This window comes from Ruminococcus sp. zg-924, from assembly GCF_024433635.1.
GTDB lineage: Bacteria > Bacillota > Clostridia > Oscillospirales > Acutalibacteraceae > UBA7067.
Window position 1 is genome coordinate 45,352 of record NZ_WNJZ01000017.1, and the last position, 12,310, is coordinate 57,661.

Sequence of the window (12,310 nt, forward strand, 5' to 3'; positions counted from 1 at the left end):
TACAGACACGTAATCATTTGTGAAAATAGCCAAAATCCGAAAAGCACAGTTATTTGTGCAATACTAACATAATTATATGTGGTTTTTTGTTATTTTGTTCATATAACAGGCGGTTTGTTAATCTTTTCACAATACGCTTTACCACACTGAATTACAACTTTGTTACGATTTAGCAAACTGGCTGTTATAAAGCTGAGCGTAAAATCCGTTTTGCCTCAAAAGCTGCGAATGTTTGCCCTGCTCTATCACATTTCCGTCCTTCATCACAAGTATTATGTCAGCCTCTTTTATCGTTGACAGCCTGTGAGCAACAACAAAGCTTGTCTTGCCCTGCATCATCTTATTAAACGCAAGCTGAACCCTCTGCTCTGTAAGCGTATCAATACTGCTTGTCGCCTCGTCAAGTATCAGCATAGGAGGATTTGACAACATTACCCTTGCAATGCACAAAAGTTGGTTTTGCCCCTGTGACAAATTACCGCCGTCCTCGGTAATTACCGTGTCATAGCCGTTTGGCAGGTGCATAATAAATGAATGTGCATACGCCGCCTTGGCAGCCGCAATAATCTCCTCGTCAGTTGCGTCCTCCCGTCCGTAGGCAATGTTCTCCCTCACCGTACCGTTGAACAACCAACTGTCCTGAAGCACCATACCAAAGCTTTGGCGTATACTCTCGGTTGTGAGCCTTTCAACAGGCTCTCCGTCAATTTTAATTTCTCCGCTGCAAACATCATAAAAACGCATCAAAAGATTAATAAGCGTTGTTTTTCCGCAGCCTGTGGGACCGACAATGGCAACACGCTGGCCCTGCTTTACCTTTAGGTTAAAGCTTTTTATAAGCGGTCTGTCCGGCGTATATGAAAAGCTGACATTATCAAACTCAATATCTCCCTTGACGTTTTCAAGCTCTTTTGCGTTTTCGCTGTCGGGCGTTTTGTTTGGACTGTCCATAAGCTCAAACAACCTTGCGCCGCCTGCAATGGCGGTCTGGATTTGTGAAATAACGCCTGTAACCTCGTTGAACGGCTTGGTGTATTGATTTGCGTAGGTTAAAAAGCAGGAAATCTGACCGACAGTAAGTCCTCCTGCTATTGCGCTGAGAGCACCTATAACGCCTACTGCGGCATACACTATGCCGTTTACAAAGCGTGTTGACGGGTTTGCAAGAGATGAAGCGAACTGCGCATTTTTGCCGCAGATATAAAGCTCGTCATTGAGCCTTTTGAATTCCTGCTCGTTTTTCTCCTCCATTGAAAATGACGAAACAACCTTCTGATTTCCTATCATCTCTTCAACAAAGCCGCTTATCTCGCCCTGAGTGCGCTGCTGCTTTGAAAACATTTTCGCCGATAATCGAGCTATGCCTGCTGCAACAAAAAGCGACAGAGGCGTTACAAGCACAACTACAACGGCAATTTTAAAGTTTATTGCAACCATAAAGCCTAATGTGCCTACAATGGTAATAATTCCCGAAAAAAGCTGAGTTACACCCTGCAAAAGTCCGTCGCCGACAGCGTCAATATCATTAATAATGCGGCTTATAATATCGCCGTGAGCGTTTGTGTCAATATATGCAAGCGGCACGTTGTTGAGCTTTTTATATGCGTCAATTCGCATATCACGCACCGTATAGTAGCTCACCCTGTTGATACACAAACTCATAAGCCACTGAAAAAGCGAAACACCTGCGGTTGTGCAGATAAGCCCTATAAGAATTTTTGCGACAGAAACAAAATCGACATTTCCCTTTCCAATAATATAGTCTATTGCCTGACCTGTAAGCACAGGCCCTAAAAGCGTAAGACAAACGCTGATAACAGCAAACAAAAACGCACCAATAAGATAGCTCTTGTACTTTGATGTATAGCCTAAAATTCTCTTTACTACACCCCTGTTCATTACGCCTGCACCTCCTCTGCGCTAAGCTGAGAAAGACAAATCTCTCTGTATTCGCTGCACCGCTCAAAAAGCTCCTTATGCACGCCATATCCAACAAGCTCGCCGTCATCAAGCACAAGTATCCTATCAGCGTCCTTTACGGTAGCAACACGCTGAGAAACTATAAACACCGTTGTTCCCTCAGTGTTTTTCTTTATAGCGCTTCTAAGGGCATAATCGGTCGCAAAGTCTAATGCGCTTGCACTGTCGTCAAGAATCAGTATCGGTGCACCTGCAATAATCGCCCGTGCAATAGTCAACCTTTGCTTTTGACCGCCGGAAAAATTCTTGCCGCCCTGAGCAACCTGAGTTTCTATTTTATTAGGTAGCTTGTCCACAAACTCCTTAGCCTGCGCTATTTCAAGCGCACGGTTCATCTGCTCGTCAGTTGCGTCCTGTTTTCCCCATTTAAGGTTTGATTCAATTGTGCCGGAAAACAGCACAGCCTTCTGCATTACAACCGAGCATAGCTTTCTAAGCTGCAACAGCGGATAATTCTTAACATTATTTCCGCCTATGCTTACGCTTCCGCTTGTAGTGTCATAGTACCTTGGAATGAGATTTACAAGGCTTGACTTGCCGCTGCCCGTTGTACCAATAACGCCTACGGTTTCACCCTTTTGCACAGCGAAGCTTATATTTTTCAGTACATCACCGCCACCGTAGCCAAAGCTGACGTTGTCGAACCTGATGAAGTCCTTATCACTGTCGAGTGTAAGCTCACTCTCCGAGCCACTCTTGATTGACGGTTCAAGCTCAAACACCTCATTGACCCTTGCAGCGCTGGCAGACGCCTTTGTGAACACAACCACAAGATTCGCAACAACAACCATAGCAAGAAGAATCTGCGTCATATAGCTTACAAGAGCAATAATATCGCCGGTTTGCAACTGACCTGTATCAACAAGGCCGCCTCCGAACCATACTATTGCAACAATAGCAAGGTTTGTTATCGCATAGGTAAGAGGGCTTAAAAGAGCTGACAGCACACCAACATTCTGCGCTGTTTTTGCAAGCTCTTCATTTGCATCATTAAATCTTTGCTGCTCCTTGTCCTCCTTGTGAAATGCCCTTATAACCCTTGCACCGGAAAGACCCTCTCTTGAGATAAGCGAAAGCCTGTCAAGACGCTTTTGAATAAGCTTAAAAAGCGGAACACTTTTACTCATTATAAAGTACAGAACAAGTGCGATAAGCGGAGATGCAACTAAGAAGATAAGCGAAAGCTTAAGATTAATTGTAGTAGCCATAATCATAGCACCTACAACAAGGAACGGCGCACGGATAACAAGGCGAATAAGCATAGCCACAGCATATTGAAGCTGGTTTATGTCATTCGTCATTCTTGTAATAAGTGAAGGAGTACCTATCCTGTCTATCTCTGTAAAGGACAAAGTGTTGATATGGTGGAAAAGCTCATTTCTCAGCTTAGTTCCACTGCCCTGCGATGCTATTGACGCACTTTTTTGGCAAACAAGCGCACTGCACAAACCGACAGCACCGAGCAGAATCATTACGCCACCCTGTCTAAGCACATACCCTGCGTCGCCGCTGCTTACACCTATGTCGATTATATCAGCCATAACAAGCGGCACAATAAGCTCAAAAATTGCCTCCAAAAGCTTGCAGGCAGGGCCTATTGTAAGCTGCAACTTGTAATCCTTTAGATATTTAAGCAATTTAAACATTAACTCAACCCTAACTAAATATAAATTGTAATTCGGCTATCCCTTGGGACAGTAAATTAGAGTTTAGCGGTGCAATCAAAAAACTCTAATTTTCCACACAAAACTCAAAATCTCATTCATCAAAATAATAATTCCCGAAAGGAGCAAAATTCTGACAACACTATACTAATACAATTTATTAAGGCTTTCAAGATTATTTTTTCTTAATTTTTTCCTCTCTCGTAAAATAACCGTAAAACATCTCATATGTCCTTCATATAAATATAAAAAGACACAAAGGAGAACGGAATGTGAGAAAGAGAAGATTTTTTATCAACGCCGCAATAATGACAGGCTCGGCACTGTTGTCAAGAACACTGGGAATGGGCTTTCGTGTGTATATGTCGAATACGATAGGCGCAAATGGAATAGGCCTGTTTCAACTTATCTGTTCAATTTATTTTTTCTGCGTAACCTTTTCCACCTCCGGAATTACGCTTATAGCGACACGCACCGTTACAGAATGCTTTGCAAGAGGTGAAAATGCAAAGGGCAGGCGATTTACATCGTTGTGCCTGTACTCAGCATTAGCATTAAGCCTGACTGCCTCAATTATTCTGTATGTTTTTTCTGTTCCGATTTGTGACAGCATCCTTGGTGACACAAGGGCTGCACTTTCACTGCGTGTTATGGCGCTTGGACTTCCGTTTTTGGCGCTTTCAGCCTGCTTTAGAGGTTATTTCTATGCAAGACGAAAGGCATATATAACGGCGAGCGAGCAGCTTTTAGAGCAGATAGCCGAGATAGTAATATTTGCCGCACTTGCAGGAACGCTTGCACCACTCGGTATAGAGTACGCCTGCTGTGCCGTTGCACTCGGAGCAACAGGAGCAGAGGTGCTGTCATTTGTATACACATATATTCTCTACCGCCGTGACGTAAGAAAAATCAAGCCGCAAAAAAACAGTGGAGCAGGTTTTTTCAGCAAGGCTTTATCAATCGGAGTTCCCGTTACGCTCTCATCAACTGTGCGGACAGGACTTGCAGCCGCAGAAAATGTGCTTATTCCAAGGGGACTTGTCGGCTATGGTCACTCAGTCAACGATTCACTGTCTAAGTACGGCATAATAGCAGGTATGGCTATGCCTCTTCTGACATTTCCATCAGCCTTTTTGCTCTCTTTTTCAACGCTGATGATACCGGAGCTTGCTGACGCCGCCGCTACTGTGCGAAAAAGCTCCATACGCCATATGACGGAAAAGGTGCTGCGATTTGCCTTTCTCTTTTCGGCGCCTGCCTCTGTGATATTCTTCTTATTTGCCGACAATATCGGCACAATGCTTTTTAATGAAAGCGAGGTCACCGCTTATATCCGAATACTTGCGCCTATTGTGCCGCTGTTCTATCTCGACTCAGTAATAGACGGTATGCTTAAAGGTCTTAACGAGCAGCTTCACTATCTTACATACAATATTATCGACTCCGCCGTTCGTGTTGGGCTGATTACTCTGCTTTTGCCGATTTTCGGAATTAAGGGTCTAATTGCGGTTTATTTCATCAGCGGCATATTAAACACAGGGCTTAGCCTTATGCGGCTTATCAGGGTTGCATACGTAGATTTTAAAATAGTTGATTGGGTAGTAAAGCCGATTGCCTGTGCCGCATTGCCCTGCATAATTCTATCTATGCTTCAGCGCATTATGCCGCTTTTTCAAAACAGCCTTTTTACCGTTATTTTCCTGATAATCAGCCTTTTGCTATATCTTGTGCTTATATGCGCCGTTGGAGCAGTAAGCAAAGGCGAGCTTGATTTTCGCTCATATATTTCCCCAAGGAAGATAAATTTAAGCTCAATGCAAAATAAAAGCCGAACGAAGTAACCCTCGTTCGGCATATTTTTTATTTTGCAAAATGAACTGCTCTGCTCTCACGTATAATATTCACCTTAATCTGACCCGGATATTCAAGATCAGACTCAATCTTCTGGCAAATCTCCCTTGACAGAGGTACCATTCTCTCGTCATTGATAACCTCAGGCTTAACAAGAACTCTGATTTCTCGTCCCGCCTGAATAGCGTAGCAGCTTTCAACGCCCTCAAATGAGGAGGCAACCTCCTCAAGCTTTTGCAAACGCTTTATGTAATTTTCAAGGTTTTCACGCCTTGCCCCCGGTCTTGCAGCCGATATTGCGTCGGCAGCCTGAACCAAGCAGGCAACAACTGTTTTAGCCTCAACGTCACCGTGGTGAGCGTGAATAGCGTGAATAACAGCTTCACTTTCCTTGTATTTGCGGCAAACCTCAACACCAAGCTCAATATGCGAGCCTTCCATTTCGTGGTCGAGAGCCTTGCCTATATCGTGCAAAAGACCTGCACGTTTAGCTATGGTCGGGTCAAGCCCCAATTCGCTTGCCATCATACCGGCAATGTATGAAACCTCAAGTGAGTGATTCAAAACATTCTGACCGTAGCTTGTGCGATAACGCAGTCTGCCCAAAAGCTTAATAAGCTCCGGGTGAACACCATTAACGCCTGCCTCAATAACTGTTCTTTCGCCTTCCTGTTTGATTGTATGCTCAACATCACGTCTTGCCTTTTCAACCATTTCCTCAATGCGAGCCGGGTGAATTCGACCGTCTGTAATGAGCTTTTCAAGCGCAACTCTTGCAATTTCTCTTCTTACAGGCTCAAAGCACGACAGCGTAATAGCCTCCGGCGTATCATCAATAATAAGGTCAACGCCTGTAAGCGTTTCTATAGTACGTATATTACGACCCTCACGACCGATAATACGTCCCTTCATTTCGTCATTCGGCAGTGGAACAACGGATACGGTTGCCTCGGCAACCTGATCGGCGGCACAGCGCTGAATGGCAAGAGAAATAACCTTTCTCGCCATTTTATCAGATTCCTCTTTGAGCTGCTGCTCATATTCAAGAATCTTTGTCGCCTTTTCATGTGTCAGCTCATCATCAAGCTGGCTTAACAAATGAGCCTTTGCCTGCTCGGCAGTAAAACCGGAAATTTTTTCAAGAACCTCAAACTGGCTCTTTTTAACCTTTTCCGCTTCTGCAAAGCGTTCATCGGCTGCTTTTTGCCTTTTTGCAACATTTTCTTCCTTTGCCTCAAGATTTTCCAGTTTTCTGTCAAGAGTTTCTTCCTTGTTCTGCATTCTTCTCTCCTGACGCTGAACCTCTCTTCTTCTTTCGGCAAGCTCTTTTTCAGATTCGTTTCTAAGACGATGAAGCTCGTCTTTACCTTCTAATATGGTTTCCTTTTTCTTTGCCTCGGCGGTTTTCATAGCTTCGCTGATAATGCGCTTTGCTTCCTGCTCTGCAGAACCGATTTCAGCCTCGGCAATCTTTTTTCTGTGGTTGATGCCCATAAAAAAGCCTACTGCTCCGCATACAACAGCGGCAACCACTAAAAGCAGTATTGCTAACCATATTTCCATCTGAGTGACACCTCCTTAAGTTTTGTTGATTTTTAAAAGTTAATTCAAAGTTCAACAGCCCTGAAGATGCCGTTATTACTCATATTCAATTGTAAATATACTAAATAAACTCAAAACGGTTTAAAAAAATAAGACCCATCCTATATTACAGACTACTTGCTATATTATGGATTTTTCAAAACTATAATTAGTTTATCTATATAATAACGGCGCCTAAAAGAGCCGAGCAAAAATGATATACCGCAGTGCGGTTTGGATTATCCTTTTGTATCTGTTTTTGATACCTGATACGTATAATATATCCTTTTATATTTTAACCTCTATTGGGCAAAAAGTCAAGCAAGCTAAAGTATTATTTGGTAAAAATTATACTAAATCAAACAAAAGCTTTGGCATTTTTTAACTTATACATTATATATGATAACACAGAAAAATCATAAAAATTGAACTGCTTTGAATGTCTTTTAAAATATCGGGAAAAATATTGCAGAAGCAGGGAAACAAAAGTCCTCTATGTCAAATGCTATTATTCCACAGCAGAATAATAGCGTGGCACAGACGGATAATTTGAAAATAATGGAAAAATTTTTTGTTAAATTTTTGTCAAACCCTTGTATTCTTCCTTAAAATGCTTTATCATAGTATTGCTATGATTTATAGATAGCAATACTATTAAAAAGTTTTGCAAAACACAGGAGGTAAATCATTATGTCAGTTAAAGTTGCTATTAACGGTTTCGGCCGCATCGGTCGTCTTGCATTCAGACAGATGTTTGGTGCAGAAGGTTATGAGGTAGTTGCAATCAACGATCTTACAGATCCTAAGATGCTTGCAGACCTTCTTAAGTACGACACAGCACAGGGCGGTTATTGCGGAAGAATCGGCGAGAACCTTCACACTGTTGAGGCCGGCGAGAACTCAATCATTGTTGACGGCAAAGAGATTACAATTTATGCAAAGCCAAACGCTGCTGAGCTTCCTTGGGGTGAAATCGGCGTAGACGTTGTACTTGAGTGCACAGGCTTCTACTGCTCAAAGGCTAAGAGCCAGGCTCACATTGACGCAGGCGCTAAGAAGGTTGTTATTTCTGCTCCGGCAGGCAACGACCTCAAGACAATTGTATTCAGCGTAAACGAGAAGACTCTTACAGCTGACGATACAATCATTTCTGCTGCATCATGCACAACAAACTGCCTTGCTCCGATGGCTGATACTCTTAACAAGTATGCTGAAATTCAAAGCGGTATTATGAGCACAATTCACGCTTACACAGGCGACCAGATGATTCTTGACGGTCCGCACAGAAAGGGCGACCTCAGAAGAGCAAGAGCCGGCGCTGCTAACATTGTTCCGAATTCAACAGGCGCTGCTAAGGCTATCGGCCTTGTTATTCCTGAGCTTAACGGCAAGCTTATCGGTTCTGCACAGAGAGTTCCTGTACCAACAGGTTCAACAACAATTCTTACAGCTGTTGTTAAGGGTTCTGACGTTACAGTTGAGGGCATCAACGCTGCTATGAAGGCTGCTGCTTCTGAGTCCTTCGGCTACAACGAGGATCCTATCGTTTCTTCTGACGTTATCGGCATGAGATACGGCTCACTCTTTGACGCTACACAGACAATGGTTTCAAAGATTGCTGACGATCTTTATGAGGTACAGGTTGTTTCTTGGTATGACAACGAGAACAGCTACACAAGCCAGATGGTTAGAACAATTAAATATTTCGCAGAGCTTTAATTAATTGCTATTAATTCAGAGTTAACTGAAATATTTTGGGCGGCACATTGTGCCGCCCATTTTGTTTTATTAAAAGCAAGAATTCCGTTATAGCTTACCGGTCATAGAAAGCTCTTTTTCTATTGCTATAATCTCGTGTCAAATTTAATTTTACCAAAATTTTTAGCCACTATATAAAAAGAAGAGCGCTCCTTTTGGAGCACTCTTCTTTATTTTATGCTGTTAATTTTTCTTTTCGTCGCCACGAATTTCAACACGTCTGATTTTGCCGCTTATTGTCTTTGGAAGCTCGTCCACAAACTCAACAACTCTTGGGTATTTATACGGCGCTGTCTGCTTTTTAACATAGGTCTGAATTTCCTTTTTCAGCTCCTCGCTCGGCTCAAAGCCGTTTGCAAGCACGATTGTAGCCTTAACAACCTGTCCTCTTATCGGATCAGGCACACCTGTTATTGCGCACTCGGCACAGCATGGCATCTCCATAATTACGCTCTCAATCTCAAACGGTCCGATACGGTAGCCTGAGGACTTAATAATATCATCTGTTCTGCCAACGTACCAGTAATATCCATCCTCATCTTTCCACGCTGTATCGCCTGTGTGGTAGAGGTTATTGTACCATACGCTCTTTGTAAGCTCAGGATTCTGATAATAGCCGTTGAACATACCGCACGGCTTGCCATGCTCTGTCTTAAGCACAACCTCTCCTACAACGCCTGTTTCAACAGGATTACCCTCGGCATCAACAAGCTCAACCTCATATCCGGGTGACGGCTTGCCCATTGAACCCGGCTTGGGAGTTGAACCGACAAGATTTCCAAGTGTTAGAGTAGTTTCGGTCTGGCCGAACGCTTCCATCAGCTTTAAGCCGGTAGCCTCGTAAATTCTGTTGTAAACCTCAGGGTTCAACGCCTCTCCGGCGGTTGTAACATACTTAAGACTTGTAAGATCATACTTAGAGAGATCTTCCTGAATAAAGAAACGATAAATTGTCGGTGGTGCACAGAATGTAGTAATATTATACTTTGCAAAAAGCGGTAATAAGTCGGACGGAGTGAATTTATCAAAGTCGCAGACAAAGATAGCCGCCTCCATAAGCCACTGACCGTACAGTTTACCCCACATAGCCTTCATCCAGCCTGTGTCTGAAATTGTAAGGTGAAGTCCGTCAGGGTCGACATTGTGCCAATACTTAGCGGTGATGATGTGACCAAGCGGATAGGTGTTATCATGGTAAACCATTTTAGGCATACCCGTTGTGCCGGATGTAAAATAAAGCAGCATTGGGTCTGTTGCAAGAATATTCTCGCGAGGGAAAACATCGCTCTGCTTCTCAATTTCCCCGTCAAAATCTATCCAACTGTCGTCAAGACCCTTTCCCTTAACGGAAAACTTAAATTTGAGTGACGGCGATTCAGGCTCAGCGGCAGCTATATGCTCCTGAACCTCACCGTCTGAGGTTGCAACAACAGCGGTAACGTGCGCTGCATTAAAACGGTAAACATAGTCCTTCTTTGTCAAAAGATTTGTTGCAGGAATACCAACTGCGCCAATCTTGTGCAGAGCAAGGCAGGAAAACCAGAACTGGTAGTGACGCTTCATAACAAGCACAACCGTATCGCCTTTTTTGATGCCAACGGACTTGAAAAGGTTAGCAGCCTTGCTGCTGTATCGTGAAATATCTCCGAAAGTAAAGGTTCTCTCGTTGCCGTGGGAGTCACACCAAACCATCGCACGTCGGTCAGGCTCAGCCTTTGCAATCTCGTCTATAACGTCATATGAAAAATTGAAGTTATCCTCATAAACCGGCTTAAAATCGACCAACTTGCCGTCATGGAAGGTTTCTTTGCAAAATTTCTGATGAATGTTTAACATATAATTTTACCCCTTAACATTAATTATTTCTTCTGAGAGTGGATTGTAACTGCTAAAAATTCGCAGTCCTCTCCTCCGGTTGCTATCATACCGTGACCTCTGCTTGAGTCATAGTAAATTGAGTCGCCCTCAGACAAAATCTCAATATGATCCTCAAGCGCAACTTTAAGCTTGCCCTTGATTATATAGTCAAACTCCTGTCCCTCGTGAACAGAGAGGGTAATGGGGTTATCCTGCTCATCTTCTATATACGGCGCAGTTACGTAGAACACCTCAGCAAGCTTATTCCTGAAGCGATAGCCGAGATGCTGATATTTAAAGCCTGCACGACGCTTAATGTCAAGACCCTTGCCACAGCGAACAATGGAATAATGTGAAAGATGAGGATTTTCGCCTGTAAGCAGTTCAACAATATCAACGCCAAGCTTGCCTGCGCAGTTGTTGAGGAATGTAAAGCCAAAATCGCACTCACCGCTTTCAAGCTTTAAGTACTCCTCTTCTGTTGTGCCGGTAGCAACTGCCATTTCCTTGGGGGAAATGTCCATAATCTCTCGCAGTCCTCGTATTCGGGCTGCTGTTTCAACTAATTTAGCTTCCATATAATCTGTACTCCTTTTCAAAATATATAACAACTATAAAGCAATTAATGGCTTATCCAAATGGCAACGACATTAGAATTTATTAAGTGTCACTATGTACCAAATTTATTATAATAGCAAAAAAAAGTAACGTCAAGCTTTTCTTGGTGTATTTTTTATTCATTCCCGGTTACATATGATTAGCGCAGAAAAACGCCCTCCGATAATCGGAGGGCGTTCCTTTGCTATTTTTTCATATACTGAATATTCTTGCATATATCCAGCACGTTTTGGCATAAAAGTTTTTAATAAAATGTGTTAATCGAAATTAGTTTTCTTTAATTCTCTTGCGTGCAAATACTACAACGCCTGCTGCAGCTGCAAGGATAAGAAGAAGCATAGCAATGTTTGTGCTGTCGCCTGTTGCAACCTTACCTGTTGAACTGCTGCCATTGTTGCCGCCGTTGTTACCGCCGTTGTTACCGCCGTTGTTGCCGCCTGTTGTCGGCTTGTCTGTGCCGGACTCAGACTCAGTTTCTGTCTCAGACTCTGATTCAGTCTCTGTCTCTGTTTCTGTCTCAGTCTCTGTCTCTGTTTCTGTCTCTGTCTCTGTCTCTGTTTCTGTCTCTGTCTCTGTCTCTGTCTCTGTCTCTGTCTCTGTTTCTGTCTCTGTCTCTGTTTCTGTCTCTGTTTCTGTCTCTGTTTCTGTCTCTGTTTCTGTCTCTGTTTCTGTCTCTGTCTCTGTTTCTGTCTCTGTTTCTGTCTCTGTTTCTGTCTCTGTTTCTGTCTCAGTCTCTGTTTCTGTCTCTGTCTCTGTCTCTGTTTCTGTCTCTGTTTCTGTCTCAGTCTCAGTTTCGATTGTTGACTCTACGTCTGCGCCCCACTCGCCTGTTACTTCATCATACCAGATTGTAACTGTTGAGTTGTCGTTTTCTACATAAACAACAGGGTTGTTGCCCATGCCGTCCGGAATCCACTTTGCGCCGTCTACTGTGATCTTGTATTCATAGCCGTTGATTGCTTCTGCTGCAACGCCTGTGTATACCTTCTCATAACGAGCTG

At 43.2% G+C, this 12,310-nt stretch carries 8 protein-coding genes; 2 read left to right on the forward strand and 6 right to left on the reverse strand.

Annotation, left to right across the window (positions count from 1 at the left end):
- Positions 1-162: 162 nt before the first annotated feature.
- Both GMA13_RS08875 and GMA13_RS08880 read right to left on the reverse strand, forming a co-directional pair.
- Positions 163-1,899, reverse strand: coding sequence for an ABC transporter ATP-binding protein (locus GMA13_RS08875; RefSeq protein WP_255884191.1), 1,737 nt, complete (start codon positions 1,897-1,899; stop codon positions 163-165).
- Positions 1,899-3,626, reverse strand: a complete 1,728-nt coding sequence (locus tag GMA13_RS08880; protein WP_255884193.1) for an ABC transporter ATP-binding protein — start codon at positions 3,624-3,626, stop codon at positions 1,899-1,901. Before GMA13_RS08880 ends, GMA13_RS08875 begins: the two co-directional genes overlap by 1 nt.
- Positions 3,627-3,916: 290 nt before the next feature.
- Between GMA13_RS08880 and GMA13_RS08885 the strand changes: the two genes are divergently transcribed.
- Positions 3,917-5,485: an oligosaccharide flippase family protein gene (locus GMA13_RS08885; protein WP_255884195.1), complete on the forward strand. Its 1,569-nt coding sequence runs from the start codon at positions 3,917-3,919 to the stop codon at positions 5,483-5,485.
- Between the two features lie 19 nt (positions 5,486-5,504).
- Here GMA13_RS08885 and rny read toward each other — a convergent pair whose 3' ends face one another.
- Positions 5,505-7,058, reverse strand: coding sequence for a ribonuclease Y (rny, locus tag GMA13_RS08890; protein WP_255884197.1), 1,554 nt, complete (start codon positions 7,056-7,058; stop codon positions 5,505-5,507).
- 708 nt (positions 7,059-7,766) lie between these two features.
- On the opposite strand from rny, the gene gap reads away from it, so the two are divergent.
- A complete protein-coding gene (gene gap, locus GMA13_RS08895; RefSeq protein WP_255884198.1) occupies positions 7,767-8,795 on the forward strand; it encodes a type I glyceraldehyde-3-phosphate dehydrogenase in 1,029 nt (342 codons plus the stop codon).
- A gap of 222 nt (positions 8,796-9,017) precedes the next feature.
- On the opposite strand, the gene GMA13_RS08900 is transcribed toward gap, so the two are convergent.
- From GMA13_RS08900 to GMA13_RS08910, 3 genes are all read right to left on the reverse strand, one after another.
- The gene (locus GMA13_RS08900; RefSeq protein ID WP_255884200.1) at positions 9,018-10,670 is read right to left on the reverse strand and encodes an AMP-binding protein; all 1,653 of its coding nucleotides are present in this window, start codon (positions 10,668-10,670) and stop codon (positions 9,018-9,020) included.
- Positions 10,671-10,693: 23 nt separating this feature from the next.
- Entirely contained in the window at positions 10,694-11,269 is a 576-nt protein-coding gene (locus tag GMA13_RS08905; RefSeq protein ID WP_255884202.1) for a helix-turn-helix domain-containing protein, read from the reverse strand.
- Positions 11,270-11,576: 307 nt separating this feature from the next.
- Positions 11,577-12,310, reverse strand: a 734-nt coding sequence (locus tag GMA13_RS08910) for an LPXTG cell wall anchor domain-containing protein (protein WP_255911034.1), incomplete at its 5' end; no start/stop codon positions are given.